At 40.1% G+C, this 24823-nt stretch carries 26 protein-coding genes and 1 pseudogene; 5 read left to right on the top strand and 22 right to left on the bottom strand.

The features are described 5' to 3' along the window. Positions 1-89: 89 nt before the first annotated feature. Together TSIB_RS06630 and TSIB_RS06635 are read right to left on the bottom strand one after the other, a co-directional pair. Entirely contained in the window at positions 90-1409 is a 1320-nt protein-coding gene (locus tag TSIB_RS06630) for a TldD/PmbA family protein (RefSeq protein ID WP_048160404.1), read from the bottom strand. A gap of 5 nt (positions 1410-1414) precedes the next feature. After that, positions 1415-2763, bottom strand: a pseudogene (locus tag TSIB_RS06635) (metallopeptidase TldD-related protein). A 197-nt stretch (positions 2764-2960) separates the two neighbouring features. On the opposite strand from TSIB_RS06635, the gene TSIB_RS06640 reads away from it, so the two are divergent. Next, entirely contained in the window at positions 2961-3839 is an 879-nt protein-coding gene (locus TSIB_RS06640) for an ADP-dependent ribose-1-phosphate kinase (RefSeq protein ID WP_048160405.1), read from the top strand. Here TSIB_RS06640 and TSIB_RS06645 read toward each other — a convergent pair. From TSIB_RS06645 to TSIB_RS06655, 3 genes are read right to left on the bottom strand one after another with little or no spacing between them, the layout of a single operon-like run. Next, positions 3836-4657, bottom strand: coding sequence for an ABC transporter permease (locus TSIB_RS06645; RefSeq protein WP_015849638.1), 822 nt, complete (start codon positions 4655-4657; stop codon positions 3836-3838). The genes TSIB_RS06640 and TSIB_RS06645 overlap by 4 nt on opposite strands. Further along, positions 4644-5447 (bottom strand): ABC transporter permease, encoded by an 804-nt coding sequence (locus TSIB_RS06650; RefSeq protein WP_015849639.1) that lies wholly within the window; start codon positions 5445-5447, stop codon positions 4644-4646. Before TSIB_RS06650 ends, TSIB_RS06645 begins: the two co-directional genes overlap by 14 nt. Continuing rightward, positions 5444-6409, bottom strand: coding sequence for an ABC transporter ATP-binding protein (locus TSIB_RS06655; RefSeq protein WP_048160406.1), 966 nt, complete (start codon positions 6407-6409; stop codon positions 5444-5446). The genes TSIB_RS06650 and TSIB_RS06655 overlap by 4 nt, the downstream gene beginning before the upstream one ends. 263 nt (positions 6410-6672) lie before the next feature. Between TSIB_RS06655 and TSIB_RS06665 the strand changes: the two genes are divergently transcribed. The 3 genes from TSIB_RS06665 (at position 6673) to TSIB_RS06675 (ending at position 8383) form a co-directional block, all read left to right on the top strand. After that, the gene (locus tag TSIB_RS06665; protein WP_015849642.1) at positions 6673-6954 is read left to right on the top strand and encodes a hypothetical protein; all 282 of its coding nucleotides are present in this window, start codon (positions 6673-6675) and stop codon (positions 6952-6954) included. 147 nt (positions 6955-7101) lie between these two features. Further along, positions 7102-7617, top strand: coding sequence for a transcription factor E (gene tfe, locus TSIB_RS06670; RefSeq protein ID WP_048160408.1), 516 nt, complete (start codon positions 7102-7104; stop codon positions 7615-7617). A 34-nt stretch (positions 7618-7651) separates the two neighbouring features. Continuing rightward, entirely contained in the window at positions 7652-8383 is a 732-nt protein-coding gene (locus tag TSIB_RS06675; protein ID WP_015849644.1) for a DUF2110 family protein, read from the top strand. 24 nt (positions 8384-8407) lie between these two features. Here the strand turns inward: TSIB_RS06675 and TSIB_RS06680 are convergent, their stop codons facing one another. The 9 genes from TSIB_RS06680 to TSIB_RS06720 all read right to left on the bottom strand — a co-directional run bounded on the left by TSIB_RS06680 (position 8408) and on the right by TSIB_RS06720 (position 16591). Beyond that, positions 8408-9787, bottom strand: coding sequence for a hypothetical protein (locus TSIB_RS06680; protein ID WP_015849645.1), 1380 nt, complete (start codon positions 9785-9787; stop codon positions 8408-8410). Positions 9788-10017: 230 nt separating this feature from the next. Beyond that, positions 10018-10899 (bottom strand): Mrp/NBP35 family ATP-binding protein, encoded by an 882-nt coding sequence (locus TSIB_RS06685; RefSeq protein WP_015849646.1) that lies wholly within the window; start codon positions 10897-10899, stop codon positions 10018-10020. Between the two features lie 110 nt (positions 10900-11009). Beyond that, positions 11010-11957: a pyruvate synthase subunit PorB gene (porB, locus tag TSIB_RS06690; protein WP_015849647.1), complete on the bottom strand. Its 948-nt coding sequence runs from the start codon at positions 11955-11957 to the stop codon at positions 11010-11012. Positions 11958-11967: 10 nt separating this feature from the next. After that, complete coding sequence (gene porA / locus TSIB_RS06695; RefSeq protein ID WP_015849648.1) at positions 11968-13152, bottom strand: pyruvate synthase subunit PorA; 1185 nt, start codon at positions 13150-13152, stop codon at positions 11968-11970. 10 nt (positions 13153-13162) lie between these two features. Continuing rightward, on the bottom strand, positions 13163-13480 hold the full coding sequence (gene porD / locus TSIB_RS06700; RefSeq protein ID WP_015849649.1) for a pyruvate synthase subunit PorD: 318 nt from the start codon (positions 13478-13480) through the stop codon (positions 13163-13165). Between the two features lie 63 nt (positions 13481-13543). Then, on the bottom strand, positions 13544-14479 hold the full coding sequence (locus TSIB_RS06705; protein WP_015849650.1) for a 3-methyl-2-oxobutanoate dehydrogenase subunit beta: 936 nt from the start codon (positions 14477-14479) through the stop codon (positions 13544-13546). 5 nt (positions 14480-14484) lie between these two features. Beyond that, positions 14485-15666 (bottom strand): 2-ketoisovalerate ferredoxin oxidoreductase subunit alpha, encoded by a 1182-nt coding sequence (porA, locus tag TSIB_RS06710; protein WP_015849651.1) that lies wholly within the window; start codon positions 15664-15666, stop codon positions 14485-14487. A 9-nt stretch (positions 15667-15675) separates the two neighbouring features. After that, a complete protein-coding gene (locus TSIB_RS06715) occupies positions 15676-15993 on the bottom strand; it encodes a 3-methyl-2-oxobutanoate dehydrogenase subunit delta (RefSeq protein ID WP_015849652.1) in 318 nt (105 codons plus the stop codon). Positions 15994-16033: 40 nt separating this feature from the next. After that, complete coding sequence (locus TSIB_RS06720) at positions 16034-16591, bottom strand: pyruvate/ketoisovalerate ferredoxin oxidoreductase subunit gamma (RefSeq protein ID WP_048160878.1); 558 nt, start codon at positions 16589-16591, stop codon at positions 16034-16036. 299 nt (positions 16592-16890) lie between these two features. On the opposite strand from TSIB_RS06720, the gene TSIB_RS06725 reads away from it, so the two are divergent. Continuing rightward, complete coding sequence (locus TSIB_RS06725; RefSeq protein ID WP_048160409.1) at positions 16891-17853, top strand: inorganic phosphate transporter; 963 nt, start codon at positions 16891-16893, stop codon at positions 17851-17853. Between the two features lie 15 nt (positions 17854-17868). On the opposite strand, the gene TSIB_RS06730 is transcribed toward TSIB_RS06725, so the two are convergent. The 8 genes from TSIB_RS06730 to TSIB_RS06765 form a co-directional block, all read right to left on the bottom strand. After that, the gene (locus TSIB_RS06730) at positions 17869-19146 is read right to left on the bottom strand and encodes an ABC transporter permease (protein ID WP_015849656.1); all 1278 of its coding nucleotides are present in this window, start codon (positions 19144-19146) and stop codon (positions 17869-17871) included. Beyond that, positions 19143-19892, bottom strand: coding sequence for an ABC transporter ATP-binding protein (locus tag TSIB_RS06735; protein ID WP_015849657.1), 750 nt, complete (start codon positions 19890-19892; stop codon positions 19143-19145). The genes TSIB_RS06730 and TSIB_RS06735 overlap by 4 nt, the downstream gene beginning before the upstream one ends. Positions 19893-19918: 26 nt before the next feature. After that, positions 19919-20116: a helix-turn-helix transcriptional regulator gene (locus tag TSIB_RS06740; protein WP_015849658.1), complete on the bottom strand. Its 198-nt coding sequence runs from the start codon at positions 20114-20116 to the stop codon at positions 19919-19921. Continuing rightward, complete coding sequence (locus tag TSIB_RS06745; RefSeq protein ID WP_228359798.1) at positions 20117-20485, bottom strand: DUF2178 domain-containing protein; 369 nt, start codon at positions 20483-20485, stop codon at positions 20117-20119. A 138-nt stretch (positions 20486-20623) separates the two neighbouring features. After that, a complete protein-coding gene (locus TSIB_RS06750) occupies positions 20624-20887 on the bottom strand; it encodes a hypothetical protein (RefSeq protein WP_015849660.1) in 264 nt (87 codons plus the stop codon). Between the two features lie 163 nt (positions 20888-21050). Then, a complete protein-coding gene (locus tag TSIB_RS06755; RefSeq protein WP_015849661.1) occupies positions 21051-21356 on the bottom strand; it encodes a PRC-barrel domain-containing protein in 306 nt (101 codons plus the stop codon). Positions 21357-21429: 73 nt separating this feature from the next. Further along, a complete protein-coding gene (locus tag TSIB_RS06760) occupies positions 21430-23940 on the bottom strand; it encodes a CDC48 family AAA ATPase (RefSeq protein ID WP_048160411.1) in 2511 nt (836 codons plus the stop codon). Between the two features lie 5 nt (positions 23941-23945). Next, complete coding sequence (locus tag TSIB_RS06765) at positions 23946-24710, bottom strand: hypothetical protein (RefSeq protein WP_015849663.1); 765 nt, start codon at positions 24708-24710, stop codon at positions 23946-23948. Positions 24711-24823: the final 113 nt, after the last annotated feature.

The following is a 24823-nucleotide window of genomic DNA, read 5'->3' on the forward strand; positions in this document are numbered from 1 at the left end:
TTGATTCTCTCAAGAATAGTTGAAATCATCCAACCTGAAAAAATTGTTAAAAATAAAAATAAATCCACCAAAAATAACAAAATAACCCTCTATTTACCTGCTATCCTCACGTTCTCAAAAGCCATTGCTGGCACAACCATGCTGCCTCCAAAAGGAAGTACTCTCTGCTCTTTACTAACCTCATAGAGAGTGGGTAACAGCTCGTAGATATTTCCGCTCATCATGAAAACCGTTGAACCTGTTACCTCTCCATCTTTTATCAGAAAGGCCGGATTAGCCACTACTGCAAAGTTTCCATTGTCTGGGTTGCTCGAATGGGCCCCTTGAAATCCATCCACTAAGTAGCCGTGATCTATCTCACCCACAAGGTCTTCTAGTGACTTCTTGCCCTTTTCAATGATAACATTGTGGAAGCCTATGCTTATCCCCCCAGTATTTAGGCTCCTTTTTGCATTTCCGGTGCTTTCGAGTCCTTGTAGCTTCGCCCAGTAATTGTCCCATATGAAACCATTGAAAATTCCCTTTTCAACTAACACATTTTTCCTAGTTGGGACTCCTTCATCATCTGCTATAACAGGATTTATGCTGAGTTCATGGAGTGGGTCATCATAGATCGTTAGGAGTTCATTTGAAATACTTTCATTTACCTTACTGGCTAATGGGGTGGTGCCTTTCACGAGTTTTTCACCGCTGAATGCTGGGAACAGAGCATAGGTTAAAAGACTTGAAATGGGCTCTGGCTCCAGAATTACTTTTGCTTCCTCTGTTTTACTTTTCTCAACATTGAATGCCCATTTAACTTTTTGAAGAGCTTTTCTAATAACTTCTTCAACGTTGAGATTAAGAGAAAGCTTTGCATCAAAGTCAAAAATACCGGGAGTTACTCTGCCTTCTTTCATCCCAACAAGCTCAATGTAGAAGAAAGCTCCTCCCCCCTCTTGAGACACATTAATCCCATGAGAATTTATTATCAAGCTTTCTCTCCATTCTGCTCCTCCTCCACCACCAGCTACCACTATGCCTTCTTCCCTTGCAAGCTCTATACCTTTTCTCGCAAGTTCCACAAAGTAATCTGGGGAAACTTCTTTGAGCTCTTTATCAACTTTTCTCGGCTTCCTGTATTTTCCTGGTTCTGGGAGTGAAATCCACTTCTCATCGGGCTTGTTGAGCTTTGCCATCTTGTATGCCCTTTCTATGGATTCTTTGATTTTTTCTTCATCTGCAGTATCAACTATCGAAACCCCAAGCTTTTTATCCTTAACACCTCTGACAACGGTAACAACCCTTTCCCTTAAAGCTGAAGTAGAAACCTCGTTGAGTTCTATGTTAACGCTTGCATCTCTATTTTTGTAAATAGCAATCTCAAGTTCATCGAAGAATTTTTCTCCAAAACGAATTAGGTTTTCCATTTTCATCACCCTATTATTATTCCTCCATCAAAGCGCATGTGCGGACCACCAGAGCTGACAAAAGCGGTCTGTCCCTTTCCGCATCTTCCCATTTCGAGACCAAAGTCTCTTCCTACAGCGCTTATCTTCTTTAAGGCCTCAATTGCAATTCCGCTTATTGAAGTGTCCCTTATTGGCTTCGTTATTTCACCGTTCTCTATCATATAACCTTCTTGAACTCCAACTTGGAATGCCGAATTAAGCTGTGCTTGGCCCCCTCTGAAATCAACCACGTAATAACCAAACTTAATTTCCAGTCTCTGGGTTCAAAAATAGTATTGCGCATTCTTATTATTGGAGGATATGTGTAATTTTCGGCCCTTGCATGGCCGTTGGGTTCCATACCCCATTTTTGAGCATATTCCCTGTTCAGCATTATTTGCTTGAGAGTCCCATTTTTAATTATATGAATGTTCTTAACTGGTACTCCCTCATCGTCATATCTATCATTACCAAATCCACCTTCAACTATGCGCTCACTCATGGTAACATGTTCAGGGGCAATCTGCTTACCAATTAGATCCTTAAACGGCGAATTTATAGTTAAATCTGCCTCAGCCAAGTGCCCAAGGGCCTCATGAGCTATGATACCAACAACTATAGGGCCTGCCACTATTGGGAACTCTCCTCTCTTGGGAACAACTCCCTGAAGCTGAGCATGAACCTTTCTGACAACCCTTTTGGCAACCTCCTCATTTGGTTCTCTCTCCTTAAAGAGCTCCCAGCCATGTTCAACTGCTCCTACTTCGTCCCTTGCTGCAGCAAGTTTTTCTCCCTCTTTACCTGTGGCCCAAACATATTGCCAAACATAGTTAAGATCCCACTTTATCTTTGTACCTTCATTTGTCAGAAGAATCTTTTCACCGCTTGCATCCTCATAGCGAAGCCAAGTTGATTTTATAGCTTTGTCTTCTTTGAGAAGAGCCTCCAAATCCATTAACCTCTCAACCTTCTCTTCTATTGGAACTTCTTTGGGTTTTACTTTCATTTTACTTTTTACGATATCTTGATGGGCTTTAACCTCTGCAAGCTGAATTTTCTCTTTTTTGGCCTTTGCTGTCGCCCTTGCAAGTTTATATGCACTTTCTATAGCATTTTCAAGCTGTTCAAGTCTGTTTGTTGATGCAAATCCCCATGCGCCATCTGCTAGAACCCTAATGGCAACTCCCATTTGACCTTTGCCAGCGAAAGTCGTAAATGTGCCATCCTTGAGCTCAAGTGTATTTTTGTTTATATTTTCATGTCGAATTTCAATATAGTCTGCTTTAAATTTCTCTAGAGCCCAATTAAGGGCATTTTCTAATCTATCTTCCATTCATATCACCCACAATCTAAATGTTTAGAACATCATTTGAATTTGACTATCCAAGTATAAAAGCATTTCTTTGTTCACTAGTGCACACAAAAAAAACAGTGAAATAGAGAAAAGGGGTAACTACCCTTATGGAAAAAGTCTCCCCACCCGAAAAAAATAAATCTATTGACCTACAAAAAAAGAGCGAGGTGGGGAAGGTGTTTGATATAGTTGCAATTGGTAACCTTAACTATGATGTCACTCTTTTAGTAGAGAGATTTCCTGAATTTCATGAAAAGGTAATCGCCAAGAAAGCCCATTTTGGATTAGGTGGAGCTGCAGGCAATACTGCCTCCTGGCTCTCTCAAATGGGCCTTAAAGTTGGATTTATCGGTGCTGTGGGCAATGACGAGATTGGAGAGGCCCATATAAGTTACTTCAAAAAAATAGGAGTTGATGTAGAAGGAATTAAAGTGGTGAACGAGCCCTCTGGCATAGCAATATCCATGATAAAGAACGAAGATAAGAGAATCGTCAAGCATCTGGGAGCAAACGCCCACAGAGAAATTGATCTGGAATACTTATCGAGAGCGAGATACATTCACATGTCTTCAAATCCAAAGGAGATTATAGAAAAGACAGCGAAATTCGCCCATAAGAGGGATATACCTGTTTTTCTTGATATAGGGGAGGCAGAGCTTCCCAAATCAGTTGAAGATAAGATCACCTACCTTCTGATGAATGAAGATGAGTTCAAACGAAAGTATGGAAGTTTAGAGAATCTCCAAGCTGTAAAAAGCAAAAATTTAATAATAACCCTGAATGGTGGTGGTGCCTTGCTCCGAAATGAAAGAGGAGAAATCTTCAAAGTTAAAGGATTAAGCGCTAAAGTCATCGACTCCACGGGGGCCGGAGATGCCTTCGATGCCGGATTTATTTACGGTATAATAAAGGGATGGAGATTGAAAGAAGCCGCAACTTTAGGAACTTTTCTAGCATATTTAAGTGTCCAGAAAGTAGGGGCCAGAACCGCAATAATAGGCATTGAAGAAATTAAAAAGAAAGCCAAGGAACTTAATATAGAACTCCCATTTTAATAGCTCTTTAATCCCACAGTTCTGGCTTGTTTTTCACTCCATTTATAAGATAGGTAACCTATTATTGCATAAAACCCAGAAAGGAGCACTAGATATGATATCTCATTAACAGAGGCAGTGTACCCATAAGCCACGATCTTTCTAACCGCTTCGCTGGTCGGAGCGTATGGTAAGGCCTTTGCCAATATTTGGAGACCCATAGGGAGAATAGAAATTGGATACATTGCTCCACTCAATGCAAATACAAGCATCTCAAGTATTGTTATAAATGGACCTGGATCTTTTAAGTAAAGCACTAACCCTGCTGCTGCCATTCCAAGACCAATCATCCCTACTGCACCAACCAAAAGGAAGGGAAGGGCTTTCACAAAATTTAGGAAGTTAAACCGCACATCAAAGAGCAAGATAAAAATAGGAACATAAACACTCATGTAAAGAAAAGATAGAAAGAGTCGTATGAGTACATTCCCCATGAAGAAGGTTATCCTTCTCATTGGGGCTGCAAAGGAATACTCAATGGTACCTGCATACAGTTCCTCAACTACGCTCCACACAAATCCACTTAAAAATGTAAGTCCAAATCCAAGAACCATAAAACCAAGAACTGCGAAGGTCACATAATCCGCATACCCTGTGATCTGTTGGAGAGCTAGAGAATTCCTCTCACCAGTTAATCCAATTCCTATCAACAGGGCCTGACCAACGAAAAAGAAGCCCATCATCACATCACTAACCAACCAAAGTTTATAGCTTGTGAAAATACGCCAGTTTTTCACTGCAACTCCATACAGTGCCCTAAGCTCATTAATAGCCTCCATATCCAATCACCCTCGTAATCCTTTCGGCCCATTTAAAGAGTAAATAACCAATTCCCCAATAAATTGGAATCAAGACTAAAAGCCAAGCTACCTCCCCCCAAACTTCTAGGTACCCTCTACCAACAAAGAGACTTCTTACAACAGCGGCAGCATGAGTTAATGGGAAGAGTTTTGAAAAAGCTATCATGGCTTCAGGCATGACATTTAATGGGAAGAACACTCCCGAGAAGAATAGCATGGCAAATTCAAATATCTGAGCAAACGGCCCTATGTTTTTTAACATCATAACTAGTCCCGCAAATACAAAGCCAAATCCCAAAAAAGCTATCAATGAAGCAACCACAATTGGAAGGGATTTTAAAATGATTAAAAGGGTAAGAGGAATATCAAAGATCACTACACCAATTGCAAAAACTATCATCATAAGAACAGAATCCATAAGAAGCCAGCTAATGGCCAGTCCAGATAACAATTCCACAATTTTTGTTGGGGAAAGAACGTTCATTTCAAATGTTCCCCTCTGCAGTTCTCTCCTCACCCCCCAGACATAAGCCTCCATTGGAGACACAGAAACCCACCATAGCACATATCCTATTAATGCATAAGTAGGATAATCCCCCATGCCAGTAGAAACTTCCAATAAAGCAGAATAACGTCCTCCGAGAACAGCTTGCCCAAAAAAGACAAACTGTAAAAGAAACACTATACCAACCAGTATAGAGCTTATAACCCTGAGAGGATATCGAAAGAACATTCGAAACTCCTTTTCTACGACTGCAGAGAGGATCAATCCCTCAACCCCCTGCCTGTGAGTCTTATAAAAACATCCTCTAGAGTGGGCTCTTTTTGTTCAACACTTATTATCTTCGCTTTTCTCCTAACCAACCATTCTACAACTTTTGGTAACTCTTCTTCATCTACTGTGCCTCTAAGAACCGTGAAATTACTTTCTACGTCTCGTTCGACAATTGCTAGTCTCCAGGGGATCTCCTCAGGCACGTTTCCTTTAAGACGAATTTCAACCACGTCTTCATCCATAACCAGCTTTTTGAGATTATCCGGAGTATCAAGAGCTATTATTTTTCCATGGTCAATTATAGCAATCCTGTCACAAAGTTGTTCCGCCTCAGCCATATAGTGGGTTGTTAAGAGGACTGTCTTTCCCTGCTCATCAACAAGTTTTCTCACGAACTCTCTAACGAAAATTGAACTTTGGACATCCAACCCTAAAGTAGGCTCATCCAGAAAAAGTACCTCCGGATCATTCACCAAGGCCTTTGCTATCGCTAGTCGTTGCTTCATTCCCCGGGAGTAGTTCATTACTAAATCATTGCGCTTTTCCCATAATCCTACAAGTTTAAGGAGAAATTCAATCCTCTCCCTTTCCTCCTCTTTAGATACATAGTATATTCTCGCAAAATATTTTAGATTTTCATAACCGCTTAAACGCCAGTAAAGAGTTCGTTCTCCCTCAGCAACGAGATTTATCCTTCTTCTAATTTCCCGTGTATTTTCTCTTATGTCATAGCCCAAAATTCTTGCACTGCCATCTGTTGGCTCCAAAAGTGTGGTAAGCATCTTTATTGTAGTGGTCTTTCCAGCACCATTTGGGCCCAATAAACCAAATAATTCACCTTTTTTAACCTTAAAGCTTATCCCTTTAACCGCCTCAACCCATTCTATCTTCCTAAGTGGAAAAGGAATCTTTTTGGGATAATATTTTTTTAAGTTATTGACTTCAATGGCATACATTGTGCTTCCCCTGAACTTATTCATACAAAAAACACAAATAAAGATAATGGTTTTTACTTCCCTGTTGCTTGCAAGACCCCTTCCGAAAGAGTGGAGATACAAACACTCTAAACTAGTGGAAGTGGTTCTGATGAACTCTCACAAAGTCCCGCCCTTCGGAGTGAAACAGATTATTGGGCAAAGGCTTAAAAATGGTAAAAGAGTAAACAATAGAAAGAGCAATAAGCACCCTAAATGGCAATGATATCATGGAGGTGGCTTAATTGGAAATCACAATCGAAAAGTTTAAACCTAAAGTTACAAGACCATTCAAAAGGAAGAATGAGTACTGGGTTAAGCTTATCGATGGAAGTGGAGAGTATATAATGAAGTTTAAGACTCCCCTCGAAGCTGAGGATGCTATTTATGGCCTTCTTGACTTACAGGTGTATGGTGGGAAAGTCAAGCTCACCCTTAGAGAAGGAAATGTTATAGAAAATATCAAAATTCTGGAACTTTACAAACCTTCAGCAAAAGAGCTTGTTGATGAATATTTTACCGATTAAATTGATGCTCTTTTTTATACACTAACCCCCTCTTTTCGACAAAAATCTATATATAGGATTAGACTCATAATTATATAAGTAGAATTACCAAAAGAGGCATAAAAACCAATTCTTAAATTAAAACTCATTAATTTGGAGGGTTTAACAATGGCAAGAAGAAAAAACAAGGAACTCCTAAAGTTCGTGGAGGAAATTGGAGGGGAAGAAGCTAAAGAAGTAATTAAAGCCCTAGAGAAGAAAGTCGAAGCTACTGATGAAGAGCTCGCAGAGATAACGGGGATAAGAGTAAACACAGTACGTAAAATTTTGTATTCCCTCTATGATAATCAGTTGGCAGAGTTTAGGAGAACTAGAGACAAGGATACAGGATGGTATTACTATTACTGGCATCTCGAAACAAAAAGGTTATCAGATATAATAAGAAGCAAAAAAATGCAAGAGCTAAAGAAACTCAAAGAAGCCCTTGAAGAGGAAACTAAAGAAATCTACTATCATTGTGGAACTCCAAGTCATCCGAGGTTGACTTTTGATGAGGCCATGGAATATGAATTCAGATGTCCCTTATGTGGAGAAATGCTTATGCAATATGATAACAGCGAAGTTGTGAAAGAACTTCAAGAAAGAATAAAGAAACTTGAAAAAGAACTCGGAATTAAAGCTTGATTTTTAAGTACTAATGAACTGCGGGGATGATAATATGGAAATAATTATTCTTGAGAAAATTTACGGAGATCGAAGTGGTTTTCAGAAACTTGATAAAAAACTAGATTCTCTTATTGGAGATTTAGAAGTTTCTTGGAAAATAGGAATAACTCAAAAGCAATGGGTAAAAATAACACTCGAGGGAGAAGATACGGAAATTTCCACAAATCTCATTAGAGAAGAATTTGGAGAAGTTCCATATAAGTTAAACAGCATTAAAGAAGGGGAGACATATAAAGGACGCTTTATAGATCTAGGAAAAGTTGGATATGGAGTATATACAGATATAGGTGTCTTTTCACCTACTCCAAAAGATGCCCTCATTCCTCTTTATTATCTTAAATCCATATTTGGGGAAAAACCAGTTCGACAGATGATAAGAGAATTTGGATGGGTAGACTACCTTCCTATTGAAATTAAGATAAAAAAAGTAGAGTTTGGCACAAGAGAAGTCGAAGCAGAATTTACAGAAGAGCAGATTAAGAGAATAGAGAAATGGTTGAGCGATGGTCACGATAAAATTTTCGTCACCGGCACTATAAGTGAGAATATTGAAAAGGCCCTTCTAGAAACAGGGCATTCCAGGGATGTTATACGCCTGGAGGAGCTTGGATTGATGGAAACTTTGTTGATTCTTAAAAAAGGCACTCAAGCCCCAGGGATAATAAAAGAGATTGGGCCCTATGTGAGGTCAGCCACTTTTGGTGCAATTAAATTCTCTGAATAACTTTCTTCTTACTTTTTAATAAAATTAGAGTTCCTGCAGATTAGCCTCTCCTCCTAAGGAAGAGGCTTGGAAAAGAAGGATTAAACGTACGACAAGACCTGATGATACCAAAATAAGGGCCGGAAAGATTTCTGGAATAACAGGCAATAAAACCAACAAACTGAGGAATAAATAAAATAGAAGGGCTTTACCCCCTCTCATCCTCATTATCAATGTTTTAAAATTAAATACGACATAAATGATTAAAATGAGCTGGATAAAGGCCTCTTTTACAAACAGTATTAAATAATCAAAGTTCGCATCTAATGGCCATTTAGGAAAAGGTATTTTGAAGTAAAGACTTCCAACAAGAAGCCCAATTACCGTGAGACCTAAGTATAAGTAGTTCCTCATAGATTTTGTCGGAAATGCCAAAAACATGAAAAAAGGTATTAAAACAAAATAAGGCCGTATTAAAGCCCCAAAAATGGTGATAAACGATAAAACCCCGGTTCGTTTTATTGATTTAGTGGTTTCTTCAGTAAACATTGCATTCAAAATTATTCCCAACACAATTACAAGGATAAATACCTCAAATAGAGATTCATTAAAATTCTCAAGGGAGTGTCGAAAAGTAGGGGATGCGAAAGTAAGGCCGAAAACCAGAAAACCAAGTTCCCTGTATGACTTTGGAGCAATAAAAAATAATAAAGTTGCAATCAAGAATAACAAGAATAAATGAAGGATAAAAAGGGCCTCTTCACTGGGAGAGTAGATACTGAAATAGAGGCCAAAAACCCATGTTAAAGGGGTCCTCTCCTTACCCAATAAAGCATCTTGAAACGTTGATCTTAAAAATCCTTCATCAATCATAAACAAATTGGAATTAAAAAACCAAAGAACAATGAGAGCTACTGTTGAAATATAGAAAAAATGAGTGTAGACGCCATTTTTTGAGAAAATGAAAGTAAATAAAATCACTAGCAAAATACCAATCAAAAAACTCCCATATACTTCCTGAGTTCTAAAGGCGTATTTTTGAGAGAAGGCCCTTTCAATCAAATACATATTCTCCTCACTTCCAGTGAAAAACACCACATTATCAAGAACAATTACTGAAGGTTTCAGTGAAGCTTCATAAGGAAGACCCGTTAAATGCCAGAATTCCATCATTTTTGAGTTTTCATACACGTTTCCTACAAGAACAATCGTATCTTCACCCTTTTCCTTGAATCTCGAGAGTTTTTCATCCAAATATTTGGCCCAAGCCTTAGAATATTCACTTTCACCTGGAAGTACATGGTAACTCCTTCCATTATCAAGAAAACTTTCAAAAGCTTTTTCATTTGGATAAAAGTCTAACTCTGCCGCTAAAACCGGCTGGAACATCAGCATCATTAGTAAGATTAGTAAAATCTTTTTCATTTACGTCACCAAATCAGAGTATACCACCTTCACAACCCTGTCAAGGAATAAATAAAAATAAAAGGATTTAAGTTTTGCCCTCAAGCTTTAGGCTCATTGTGATATGCCCCCCACCGTGAATAGCGGGGCTTTCAAAGGATAAGGCTTTCTATCTCCCCTCCCTGCTGTATCCCCCGTTTCCACCAAGGAAGACTTAGCAGCAATGAAAATTAAAGAGCAAAAACCCAATTTTACTCGCTTTTTGCTCTTTCTTCAAGTTTTTTAACAAGGTTTTTGGCAATTTCCATAAATGCCCTTGCTGCTGAAGTATCTTCATAAAGCACTATGGGTACTCCATTGTCACTTGCTTCTCTTGCCTTGGGATCAATGGGGACTTTCCCAATGAAGTCGACTCCTTCCTTTTCTGCGAGTTTCTCTCCACCGCCTTCTCCAAAGAGATCAATTTTATTCCCACAATGCGGACATATAAGGTAACTCATGTTCTCAATGACTGCTACATACGGAACCTGCATTTGCTTCATCATGTTAACTGCTTTGCCAGTATCAAGTAAAGCAACTTCCTGAGGGGTGGTAACTATTATTGCTGCTTCCAAGTTTAAAGTCTGAGTAACAGTCAAAATTTGATCACCAGTCCCAGGTGGAAAATCTATTATCATGAAATCTAAATTACCCCACTTAACATCTCCAAGAAGCTGTTTAATGGCCTTTGTAACCAATGCCCCTCTCCATATAATGGGTTGATCCTCAGGAACCATGAACCCCATACTCATGACTTTAATAGGGGTTGTCTGACCTAAAAAGTCGTTCATGGGAGGTATCATTTCAAAATGACCATCTTCAAGTTTTTCAGCTAAAACTTCAGCTTTGTCTACACCAAGCATCTTGGCCACATTAGGTCCATGAACATCAGCATCAAGAACTCCTACAAAATATCCCTGCTTTGCAAGGGCCGCTGCAAGATTTACTGCTACTGTGGACTTGCCTACACCACCTTTTCCGCTTAAAACTGCAATCTTATATTTCCATTGCTTCGCCTTTTCTTTTATTCTTTGTGTAAGTGGATCCACGCCCAATCCCGGGACATTAATACTCGGTGGAGTTTTTATCGTCATTTTTTATCACCTCAAATTTTAGGTTAATCTAAGAAAAGGTTCTCACTCTTATAAGCTTTGTCCATAAAATATACAGTGTTATACAAAAATGAATAACAAAAAGAAAAAGCTCAAAGAAGTTCAACTTCTTTGCCAAGTATTCTCCATACCTCTTTAATCTGGTTCTTGAGCTCTTGGATGGCTTCTGGCCTCTTGAAAAGGTGCTTAAATCTGCCTTGGATTTTGAGGTAATCCTCAATTGGTTTCTTGAACTTTCCATCTTTCGGGAATCTCTGGAACTTTATGTTGTAGAAATCACCATTTTCAATCTCAAATAATGGCCACAAACCACTTTCAATTGCTAGTTTTGCAATTTCGACAGTTTTCTCTGGCGGAGTCCTCCATCCTGGAACACATGGAGCTAATACTTGAACAAATGCCGGGCCATCAACACTTGCAGCTTTCTTCATCTTCCTGTAGAAATCATATGGGTCTCCAATGCTTGCAGTGGCCACATATGGGACTTGATGAGCCGCAGCTATAAGAGCAACCCACTTCTTTGGCTTGTCTTCGCCAATTGAGTACTTTCCTGGAGGTGACGTGGTTGTCCATGCTCCGTATGGTGTTGATGAAGACCTCTGAATGCCAGTATTCATGTAAGCCTCATTATCATACATAAGATAAACTACATTGTGTCTCCTCTCAAGCATTCCTGAAAGGGCTTGGAGACCTATGTCTGCTGTACCACCATCTCCACCAATTGCAAGAATCTTTCCTTTTCTACCAAGTTTCTTCCATGCGGCTTCAACACCACTTGCCGCAGCTGCAGCGTTTTCAAATGCCACGTGAATCCATGGGGCTTTCCAAGCTGTATATGGGAATACAGCAGAAACAACTTCCATACATCCTGTGGCTTGGGCAATAGCAAATGCGTTTGGATCACCATATTTTTCTTCCATAGCCTCACTAAATGCCTTTGTGGCAAGCTTCATCACTATAGCAGGGCCACATCCAGCGCATGCGGCATGACCCGGTGCCCAGTATTCGCGAGTTGTGATAGGGGGCTTTCTAACTGCCATCGTAATCACCTCACAAAATCTCCTTCCTCAATCCTATCCAGTTGACTTCTTCAACTTTCTCTCCATCAAGTGCCTTCTTTGAAATCTCGACAACATCTTCAAGGTTTTCAAAGGTGACATCTCTTCCTCCAAGGCCAATGATAAAGTCAAGCAATATTGGTTTCTCTTTCTCATTTACAAGAGCTCTACCTGCATCTGCAAATACTGCTCCACCAATTCCAAAGCTTATATCCTTCTCAAGAATTGCCAAGACCTTTGCTTTCTTTGCTAATGCCCTGAACTCCTCAATTGGGAATGGCCTGTAAACGGTCATCTTCGCTGCACCGATCTTTAATCCCTCTTCTCTCTTCTTATCAATGAACTCCTTGAGTGTTCCAGCGAGTGAACCCATTGTGAGAAGAATTATCTCAGCATCATCAGTCTTGTACTCCTCAATCATGTGGTATCTTCTTCCGAACTTCTTCTCAAACTCGTCAAATGCCTCTGCAATTACTTGTCTCGCGTTCTCCATAGCTTCCCAAACGGTGAACCTTGCTTCCATATAGTGAGCTGGGAACCCAAGAGCACCTTGAGTAATTGGCTTAGCTGGATCGAAGTAAGCATGTTTTGGTACATATTCCCCAAGGAACTCATCAACTACCTCTTGATCCGGTATTTCAACTGGCTCAACTGTGTGGGTCAATATGAATGCGTCAAATCCAACCATAGCTGGAAGCAAAACGCGTTCATCTTCTGCAACTTTGAAGGCTATCAATATCAAATCTAGTGCTTCTTGGTTATTTTCAGCATAGAACTGCATCCATCCGGTGTCTCTCTCACTTATTGTGTCTTGCCAGTCATTCCAAATATTAATTGGGGCACTCAACGATCTGTTACCAATCGCCATAACAATTGGAAGCCTCATTCCAGCTGCAATGAAAAGGACCTCATGCATTAAGGCCAAACCTTGGGAAGCTGTTGCTGTAAAAGCTCTCACTCCAGCAGCACTTGCACCAACACATGCAGAAATTGCTGAATGCTCACTTTCAACTTTTATAAACTCAGCATCCATTTCTCCATCAGCAACAAATTCACTAATCTTCTCAGGAACGAGAGTTGATGGCGTAATAGGGAATGCAGCTACGACCTTAGGCTTTGCAAGTTTTGCTGCCCATGCAGCGGCTTCATTACCTTTCATAACCTTTCTCATTGGCATTTATACCACCTCATTTGGTTTCTCTAACCATTTCAATTGCCTTGGTTGGACATTCATTTGCACAAATTCCACAACCCTTACAGTAGTCGTAATCAAAAACTGGATAACTCTCTTCATCCAAATATATAGCAGGTTCTGGACAGAGTGTATAGCATATGAAACATCTAATACACTTGTCTTTGTCAAACTTGGGCATGAAAACTCTCCATCCACCTGTCTTGTTAACAACGCTACTTCCGGGAATGTAAACTATTGCACCTGTTGTCATCTTTTCACTATATTCCTTTTGGACTTTCTCAATATCAGCTTTGAATGGATTTTCCGCCATACATACCACCTCAAATGACTTACACTCTATTTCCCCCAAATCTTTTTATAAAAAATCTAAAAATCAGCCGAAGATCTCGGCCTTCTTCTTAAGCTCTTCCCATTCCCTAAGCACCCACTCTTGGAGTATTTCCATGTCTTCCTTTGTCATGTACTTAAATCTTCCTTGGAGCTTGAGGTACTCTTCAAGAGGCTTTGGCTCTTTCTTGGGCGAAGGCATGTTTAGCTTGTACTTTCCGTTTTCGTATTCGAAGAGTGGGAAGTATGCTGTCTGGACTGCTAAGCGAGCAAGTTCAATCGTTTTGTCTGTTGGGCTTCTCCATCCTGTTGGACAAGGTGCAAAGAGCTGAATGAATGAAGGGCCTTTAATTGTCTTAGCCTTTTTGAGCTTTCTCATAAAATCTTCTGGGTATGCAACGCTCGCAGTTGCAGCATAAGCTGGCTTGTGGGCTATAACTATATCAATAACCTTCTTCTTTGGCTTTCTCTCAAGGAAACGCTTCTTTCCGCCAGGAGTATTAGTTGTCCATGCTCCGTATGGTGTTGATGAAGACCTCTGAATACCAGTATTCATGTAAGCCTCATTATCATACATGATGTACAATCCATCGTGACCTCTCTCAAGGAACCCACTTAATGCTTGGAGACCAATATCTGCTGTACCACCATCTCCAGCCCATCCAACGACCATTACACCATCTTCGCCCTTAACTTTATATCCTTTTGCTTTCAGAGCAGCTTCAATTCCACCTATTACTGCACCTGTGGTTTCAAAAGCTGTGTGGAATAGGGGAGCGTTGAAAGCGGAGTAAGGCCATGGCCCAGCTATGATTGTTGAGCAACAGGCCGGAATTGTAAATATTGTCTTATTTCCATATGCCTTAAGGACGTATCTCAATCCCAGAGCTGCACCACATCCTTGACAAGCTGTGTGTCCAGCATAAAAGTGCTCTTCAGCAGGAATTGTTAACTTCTTTTTCACATCAGCAGGAATTTCCATCGTTTTCACCTCTTCAAATGGTACCAGTCAATTTCTTTATCAAGCTCACCCTTTTCAATTATCTTTTTCATGTTGCTAGCAATTTTTCTCACATCGTTTACTGTTAAGTCTCTTCCCCCAAGACCAACGATGTAGTTCTTCATTATTGGGTTTGCGTCAGTGTTGTAGAGAATACCTTTAGCTTCATTGAAGAGAATTCCCTCCTGTCCGAATGAGAAGTTCCTATCAAGCACTGCGATTCCTTCTACACTCTTGGCTAGTTCATAAAGCTCTTCTCTTGGGAATGGCCTGAACCACCTTACTTTTGCAGCACCAACTTTGTATCCTTCACTTCTAAAGATATCAACAGCCTCTTTTACTGTACCCATAAGTGAACCCATTCCCATGAAGACTATATCAGCGTCCTCAGTCTTATAGAGTTCTATCATTTGACTGTAATCTCTTCCAAATTTCTCTCCAAATTCTTTGCCCACTTCTTTGATGATTTTCTTGGCTTCTTCCATGGCTTTTGCAATTTTATACCTAAATTCATAATAGTCAGCGGGCGTCCCTAATGCACCAATGGAGAATGGGTTATCAAAGTCTGTCAATGAATATAGTGGCTTTCTTGGTGGAAGGAACTCATCTACCTCTTCCTGCTCTAGCATGTCAACTATATCATAAGTGTGACTAAGAATAAAGGCACTTTCAATAACCATCACTGGAAGATTAACCTTCTCATGTTCGCCAATTTTGAATGCCATTAAAACACCATCATATACTTCCTGATTATTTTCAGCATAGAATTGAAGCCATCCGGTGTCTCTTTGGGCTAGAGAATCAGTCTGGTCATCCCAAACGCTCCATGGTGGTGCCATTGCTCTGTTAACATCAACCATAACCACTGGAAGTCTTGCTCCAGCGGCCCAGTGAAGCATCTCGTGCATTAAAGCAAGACCCTGGGCTGATGTAGCTGTGAAAGTTCTTGCTCCAGCAGCTGATGCCCCTATACAAGCAGCCATTGCAGAATGTTCACTCTCAACTGGCACATATTCAAGATTCTCAACTTCTCCATTAGCTATAAACTCAGCTATCTTCTCAATGATTGAAGTTTGAGGTGTAATGGGATAAGCGGCTACAACCTCAACTCTTGCATGTTTGGCAGCATAAGCAGCCGCATAATTACCACTTATAACTTTCTTAGGCATTGTATCACCTCACTTTTCTTCCCTTACCATGCTTATTGCCTTGGTTGGACATTCATTTGCACAAATTCCACAACCCTTACAGTAGTCATAGTCTACTGCAACGTATCCATCTTCCTTAATGTAAATTGCTGGCTCTGGACAGAACTTCCAGCAAATATAGCACTTTATACATTTACTTTCATCTACAACTGGCATGAAATTTCTCCAGTCTCCAGTGAAATTTGAAAGTGTAGTTCCAAGTGTTATTGGTGCTTCTGGATATTCATCAATAGATTTAAACATGATTTTTTTTGCATTTGCCTTCTTCTCCCTGAATAGAGTATTCAAGATAATTCACCCCTTAAATGGATTTTAAAGGAAGGAAAAATCAAAGTTCATAAACAACAGTCTTTTCGAAAGCTTCTCTTGCAGCCTTAGCGTTCTTTTCTCCAAGCTCTCCAGAGAATGCCTCTTTGATAGCCTCTTCTACACTTTCAATCTTAACAATTCCCGTGGCCTTTGCAACTGCACCGAGGATTGAAGTGTTTGTAATTGGCAATCCGAGAATCTCTAAAGCTATTGTAGTAGCATCAACAAGGGCCAACTTAGCTGGTTTCTTTTTAAGTTTCTCAAGGACCTCTTCCTTGGTCTTTTCAGTGTTTACAATTACCAGTCCACCCTCCTTAAGACCAGCAGTTACATCAACTGTGTCCAAGAGGGAAGGATCAAGAACAACCACTACATCTGGCTCATAGATTTGGGTCTTAATTCTAATAGGCTTTTCATCTATTCTTGTAAATGCTGTAACTGGAGCTCCTCTTCTTTCAACCCCAAAGAATGGAAATGCCTGTACATATTTGCCTTCTAAGAATGCTCCCTCTGCCAAGATGTTTGCAGCTGTAACTGCACCTTGTCCACCCCTACCGTGAAAACGAATCTCTATCATCATCTCTTCCTCCCAAGTTTTATCATTATCATTTTGGTCATCGCATTTATTTAGTTTTCGGTATGACAAGAGGTCATTTTCGACATATGTCTTTGAGTAAAAGTGAACAATTTATATGTTTAATGAATAAACTAATACACCAAAAGACACAAAATCTGTCTTTATATTTGTAAAGAAGATTAATTCCTCCATCTTTTCTATAATGACTAAAATTATCAAAAACCCCAAGTGACGAGAAAGCTAACTTTTTAATTTAAAATAACCATACAGACTACATAATGAGCAAGAGGTGGGACCCTATGGAGACACTGATCTTAGCAGCAATCGCAATAGGCTTTTACATTGCTTGGAACATTGGAGCCAATGATAGTGCGAATGCCATGGGCACTGCTGTAGGTGCAGGCCTATTGAGTTTCCGACAGGCAACCCTTACCATCACAATATTCGTGGTGCTTGGAGCTTATTTAAAAGGATCAAAAGTCATGAAAACCATAGGAAAAGGCATTGTCCCTCCAGAGTACTTGTCATTAGAACTCGCAATAATAGCTCTTCTTGCTGCGGGAACATGGGTAACGATAGCTACCATTAAAGGGCTTCCCGTCTCAACGACTCAATCAATTGTGGGGGGAGTTGTGGGAATAGGAATAGCAACTAATGCCCCTATAAAATGGGAAACACTTGTTAAAATTGCTGGTGCTTGGGTATTTTCTCCAATCTTAGCAGCACTTTTTGCCCTTATTCTGTTTAAATTCTATGGAAAACTTGTTAATGATATAAAGAGCCTAGGAAGAATTGAATTTCTTTATAAATGGCTTGCTGTTCTTGGAGGCTCTTACATGGCTTTTAATTTCGGAGCCAATGAAGTTGCAAACGCAACAGGTCCCTTAGTCGGAGCCGGGTTCTTTGACCCTAAAACTGCTGGAATGTTTGGCGCTCTCAGTTTGGCCCTTGGAGCGTTTACCTTTAGTTATGCTGTTATATACACTGTGGGTAAAAAGATAACGTCTTTAGGGCCTATATCTGCATTCTCGGCCCAGTTTGGCTCAGCCATAGCAGTTAGTTTAGCAAATATCTTCGGTCTTCCTGTAAGTTCAAGCCAAGCCATAGTGGGAGGAGTTATAGGTGTTGGGATTGCAAGTGGGATGAAAGTGGAAAAAGGAATTATAAAGGATATAGCCATTGGATGGATAGCTACTCCTACTACCGCGCTCATAATAGCTCTTGTGATATTCAAATTGTTCCAAATTACTGGACTGCTCTAAAAATTAAAATGAAGATTATCTTTTCCTTCTGAACCTAAGCTTTGCTGTAAGGAGCTTTTCTGTTGTGAAGAACCTTGCGGTTATAACCAAAGTCACTGTGCTTAGTATCCCCAGATACAGAACACTAACATACATGCTGGAATACTGGCCCATCAGCATAGCTCTTGAAGCCAATATTGGATGGCTAAACGGTAGTGCAAGTAGGAGATATTTGATAGCCAGAGGGAGAGTCTCTATATCCGCAAACATGAGTATAAAGGTGGGAAAGGCTAGGGGCATTATCCCTGCGCTCACCACGGCGTTTGCACTTTTTGTGTCCTCTGCAAAGACTGCAAGCAACATTGCAAAGCTTAATGCGAACGTGATTGCAAGGAACATTATAAGGACAAAAAGCGCCGCTCCTTGAGGAGTAACTGTCAAGCCTAGGTCTTCTAGAGAAATTCCAATCTCGCCGGATGAAGATATCATGTTACCAAGATAGCTTCTCATGCCTATCATATAAGTTACTGCCGCTATTATTCCTATGATAGCCGTCCCAACCATTTTTCCGGCAACAATCGTTATTCTTTTCACAGGTAGGGTGAGCAGGGTTTCAAGAGTTTTGTTTTCCTTCTCCATTGCCATACTTCCTGCCGACATCTGGGCAACCATTATTATCATTATGAATATTACGATTGGCATGGAAAATGATTGTGAGGTTATAAGGCTCGCCACTAGAGAAGGTGGAACAGGAACAATGCGACCTCTAATTACAGTATAGCTCCTTGCATCTATTGGTCTCAAAATAGCCTCTGGATCTCCTTCCATATTCTGCTGGATCTTCAATTTTGCAAGATAATCATTAATGACAGTTAAAATGGCATTAACTCTACCTTCGCTAATCGATTCTCGCATTCCTCCACTTATGCCCTTTACTATCCCATAAATCTCAACTTGAGCTTTTTGATTGCTCTCTATCGATTTAGAGAAATTCTTTGAAATAACTACTATCATGTTGTAATCCTCTTCTTGTGCTTTTTTGAGAGCTTCGTCTAAATTCAAGGCCTCTATTATAGTAACCGTAACATTAGGAGCTGCTTCCAGAGTTTTTATAAGCAAATTACCGTAATCACCCTCATCAAAATTCACAAGAACTATTTTAGTCTCTTCTTGGGCCTGTTGAAAACCTATTTGCATCATTTGACCTAATGCAGGATAAAGTATGAGAGGAACGACGATTATTCCAAATATTAATCCTTTATCCCTTAAAAGATCCCTGAGTTCTTTCTTAACAATTATCCAGAAATCGCTCATCCAAACACCTCCACTTTCTGCTGTCTTCCGACTATGGACATAAAGACCTCCTCAAGATTTTCTGCCTCATATTTCTCCTTAAGTTCCTTTGGAGTTCCGATTTCCACGATTACTCCTTTGTTAATTAGTGCTACCCTATCGCAAAGAAATTCAACTTCAAGCATATTATGACTCGAGACCAGAAATGTTACTCCTTTCTCTCTTGCAAACTGCTTTATTGTTTGTCTTATTGAATAAGCGTTGATTATGTCCAGTCCACTTGCAGGCTCATCTAAGATAGCTAGCTTGGGTTCAACCATCAAAGCTCTAGCAAGCAAGAGTTTTCTCGTCATACCCTTGGAATAAGTGGATATTTTATCGTTTAACCTATCTCCAAGTCCGCTCAGCTTAACACCAACTTCTAGCATCTCTTCATAACTCTTTCCAGTCTTTGCATAAAGTTTTGCCATAAACTGAAGGTACTCAATCCCCTTAAGATTTTTATATGCACCCGCTTCCTCTGGGAGGTAGCTTATGAGTTTTCTAACCTCATCCCCGTCTTTAACGACATCATGACCAAAAACTTCCGCTCTTCCTCCCGTTGGCGTCAATAAGGTTGCCAGAATCTTGAGAGTTGTGCTCTTTCCAGCACCATTTGGGCCTATAAGCCCGAATATCTCGCCCTCCTTTATCTCAAAGCTTATCCCCCTAAGGGCTTTGACTTTACCATAATCCTTTTCAAGAGCTTCAACTTTTACGGCTGACAATTTTCCACCTCCAGTGGTTTAGAATTTTATTGATCCTCGTATATGAATATGTCTTCAATCTTAACTTTAAAAAACTTCGCTATTTTGAATGCTAACCTCAGCGATGGATCGTATTTCCCCTTCTCGATGGCTATGATGGTCTGCCTCGTGACACCTAATGTCTTGGCTAAATCTTCCTGTGTAAGGCCCTTCAACTCCCTCAGCTCGCGCAGGCGGTTCTTCACTCAGATCACCCTCGAATAGTAGTGTCTGAAGAGGAGATGAAGCGTCAACATGACCGCCAGCACGAGGCCGGCCGTTAGGAAGGCACCTTCCATCTTTGGGTCCGAGAGTTTTCCCGACAGCAAGAGCATGGCAACGGCAAGGCTTATGCTCGTTATCTGAAGGGTTCTTCTAGATGCAATTTCGTTTATTCTCAGGGTTCTTTCGTCTTCGAGAATAAAGCCCTTCTTCTCAAGGTACGAGAAGTAGAGGTTAACGAAAATTGCAGTCAAAGCAAAAGCAATTAAAGAGAGCTCACTTTTTCCTGAGTTCGTGACCCATCCCACTATCCAGCCAAGAGCTACAACCGCGAGGAGCGCAGGTAATAACATTTTCTTCTCCTTCATCACTCCCACCATGTAAAGTTTCCTTTACGTAAAGTTTACTTTACATCCTTATAAACTTTTTGCATTAATCTCCCAACATCCCAAAGATACTCTAAGCTTCAAGCATCTCAAAGAACCCATTCTCTATTTTTTAAGCCAATGATAAAGCATCGAAATCAGATGTGAATATATTAGGAGTTGCACTGCAACAGAAAAGTATCTACTGAGGAGTTCAAACTCTTTTGTTCCATAACTGTTCGCTAATTTCCACACGGAAAATGGTACTATTATTGGAAAAGAGATCTCAATGGTCAAAGTTAAAACTTTCATTTCCTTAATTTCCTCTTCTTCGCTTTTCTCAATCCCTGCAAGTTTCATTCCTAGATATATAGAAAAGAAAGCTAACATCACAGAGATTACTGCCCATGTAGAGTTTTTAGACCTCACGAAATAAACTGTGAGTAAAGCAAACAAAACTATCAAGCTAAAGACAATAAGTCAGACAGGCCAGCGCTTAACCTCCATATAACCATCACCAAAGGATTACTCAAAATTAGAGGAAGCAGGAAAATCAAGACCCTTGGAGTTTTTCTTTAATAATCGAAATCCTCCTAAGCTTTGATTTGACTGCGAGCTTGTTGTGATCTACAACTATGAACTCCCCAATGCTCTTAACAGCCTTCATGGGTATCAAAAGAAGACCCTCATGATCGGTGACAAATTCACTTGTGTCCAAATTCTCATCTGGTTCAGCAACTATCACTAAAACTTCTCCGGTATCTTCATCAAAGCTTAAATCATAGAGCCACCCAAGTCTTATTCCGGTATCAGTTATAATCTCCATATCCCTAAGTTTTGATGCTTTAACCTTTACCATTTTATACCCCCCAGCTTTTTACCTATATTGAAAATCAACTTTTTTATATAAAATCTTTTCTAAAAAATTGAAATCAAAGTGTGAAGTAATCAACCTCTCTGCGTTCCTCTCCTTTAACACCTTTTCTGCTTTCTTCAAATGTTTTGTAATAATCAAGCATGTACCTCGTTATGCTAGGCTTGACCTTCTTCATCGCGTCCTCAAAATCCCCCTTTGAGACTTTAAGCTTTTCTAAAAATTCCTCTGCTTGATCCTCTACAAGATCTCTCGATGTTATCGAAACTGCTCTTCTAAGTGCTACAAATGCTGCCTCTCTAACCAATGCAGCCAAATCGGCCCCACTATAACCTTCAGTTTTCTTTGCAAGTTCCTGTAAGCTTACATCACTAGCAAGTGGTACCCTCCTCGTATGAACCTTTAATATTTCCAATCTTGCCTTCTCATCCGGTGCTGGGACTAAGATTAACCTATCAAACCTTCCAGGTCTTAATAAAGCAGGATCAAGAATGTCGGGTCTGTTTGTGGCAGCAATAACCACCACACCACTGTTCTCCTCGATACCATCCATCTCGGTGAGGAGTTGGTTGATAAGTCTATCTGTGACTCTATCACCTTCACCTCCCCTCATGGGAGCTATTGAATCAACTTCGTCAATAAAAACCACTGTAGGAGCTGCTTGCCTTGCTTTCCTGAATATCTCTCTAATCCTTTTCTCGCTCTCTCCAACCCACTTGCTAAGTACTTCTGGACCCCTAATACCAATGAAGTTAGCCTCACTCTCATTTGCTACAGCTTTGGCTAAGAGAGTTTTACCAGTTCCAGGAGGCCCATAAAGAAGTATTCCCTTAGGAGGAGTGATCCCAAGTCTTTGGAAGGCTTTGGGATATTTTAAAGGCCACTCGACAGCTTCTTTTAACTCTTGTTTTACGTTTTCAAGACCCCCAATATCATCCCATCTAACGTTAGGGACTTCAATAAGCACTTCTCTAAGGGCTGACGGTTCTATCATCTTCAAGGCTTCATAAAAATCATTCTTCGTAACTTTAAGTTCCTGAAGAACCTCAGGAGGTATCTTCTCTTCCTCTGGATTGACCTTACCCTCTGTAATGAGTCTTCTCAACACCACCATAGCTGCTTCTCTCGCCAATGCTGCCAAATCAGCCCCAACAAACCCATGAGTCTTCTCTGCAAGTTCCTCAAGCATACTATCTATCAATCTGGCCCTTACTTCTTTGTATAGCTCCCCATCCTCCTTCAAAGTAATCTTGATATCACTTTCCTCTTTTGCATTCTCGATTTTCTGAATCATCTCTTCAATTCTTTCCTTGTCAAATGCCTCTCTATTCTTAAGGCTGTTTAAAACTCTCAAGACGCTCCTCTTATCATATTCCGGCTCAAGCGGCATTCCTCTTGTGTGGATTTGAAGGATCTCTTTTCTTCCTTGTTTATCAGGAACACCAACTTCAATCTCCCTATCAAACCTACCCGGCCTTCTAAGGGCAGGATCCAAAGCATCAGGCCTGTTAGTTGCACCTATGACTATCACTTTTCCTCTGCTTTTCAAGCCATCCATTAATGTAAGGAGCTGTGAAACCACCCTCTTCTCGACTTCTCCAGTAACCTCTTCCCTCTTTGGAGCTATAGCGTCAATCTCATCAATAAAGATTATGCTTGGAGCATTCTCTTCTGCCTCTTTAAAGATGTCTCTTAACCTCTCCTCGCTTTCTCCATAGTACTTGCTCATAATTTCTGGGCCATTAATTGCAATGAAGTGAGCATTAGCCTCATTAGCAACAGCCTTAGCTAATAAAGTTTTACCAGTACCAGGAGGCCCGTAAAGCAAAACACCCTTAGGCGGTTCAATTCCCAATCTCTCAAAAAGTTCCGGATGCTTCAATGGGAGTTCTACCATCTCACGAATCTTTTGAACAGCGTCTTTAAGGCCACCAATGTCCTCGTAAGTAACTTCAGGAACTTTCTCTTCTCTAACTTCTACCGCCTGTGGAAGAACTTCTATTTCTGTATTATACGTTATCTGAACTATGCCCTTGGGAGCAGTATTTACTACAATAAACTTTAGTTCACCAAATCCCAATGGCAGACTTTCAAAGAAACCCCTGAAGAGCTCATCAAATGGGGAACCTGCATAAATCTCCGTTTCTCTTCCGCTCGCTACTACTAAGTCCCCTTTGGTGACTGGCCTACCAAGAAGGTTCCTCTTAACCAGTTCACCAGGAATTTGGAGATATACTCCTCTCTGTGCCGGGGCTAGAACAACTTTCCTCGCCTCTTGAACTTCAGCTTTTCTTAAAATAATATAATCCCCTATGCTTACCCCGGCATTTCTCCTTATATAACCATCCATTCTTATTATGTCAAGCCCTTTATCATCCGGATGAGCATTTTCAGCTATTGCAGCGGTTTTTCTCTCTCCTTCGAGCTCCACTATATCACCTGGTTCAATTCCAAGTTGTCTCTGATACTTTCTATCGATCCTAACTACTCCTCTACCAACATCTCGCTTAAGAGCCTCAGCAACCCTTAACTTTATTTCATCTTTTACCTCGTCCTTCCCAAATATCATTTCTATCACCTTTTTTTCTTTTTATGAATTTCAATAGCCTCTTCTAATGTTAAATTCCCTTTTGCAACTTCTCGGGCAAGTCTAGATGAAATAGTGATCATACCATTACTTAATTCTCGACTTCTTGTTTTTATATAATCAATTTCTCCTTTAGTGGGTTCACCCACATGCATCAATTCCCCAATTGTAGTTTCTCTCCCATCTCTTAAAGCTATGTTGATAGATGCCACAATATCCTGAACCTGCGATGCCTCAAGCCCACCGATCTTTGGAGTAGTCCTCCGTTCATTAACCAAAAAAATTGGAAAATCTTCACCAAGGATATTTGCGAGATTTTTAAGCATTAAACTTCTATATCTCTTTGCACCATGCCCTATCTTAACTCTTGCTCCTGGATATTTTTCCAACAGGTTAAGGATAACATCAATATCTTTCGGACTTTTTAAATGATGTACCTCAATAACCCTATTATCAGCAACAACTGCTACTCCAGGCCTTTCTCCAGGGTCTATAGCTATGTATATGTTTTTAAATCTCTCCCTTCCCTCAAGCTTGTTTAAGAGGGAATCTATAAAATTTTCATTCACAACTGCTATCTTAACCGGAAAGTTAATCGCATTATATTCCTCTTCACTGGTCAAAACAACTTCTACATCAAAAGGAATCTCATCCCTAAGTCTAAGACTGTAAAAAGGTATCCCATAATCTCGCAAAACCTTTGTGGCCATATAATAGACCCTCGCATTTTCAGTGACAATTGCTACCCTCATGTTCAATGATTTGAAAGATATAATTAAAAAGATTAGGGAAATTTAGATAAAAGTACAAAAACGTACCGGAATCATTTAATTTCCCTATAAACAGCAATATTCACAAAAAATTT

It is taken from the genome of Thermococcus sibiricus MM 739 (assembly GCF_000022545.1).
GTDB classification, from domain to species: domain Archaea; phylum Methanobacteriota_B; class Thermococci; order Thermococcales; family Thermococcaceae; genus Thermococcus_A; species Thermococcus_A sibiricus.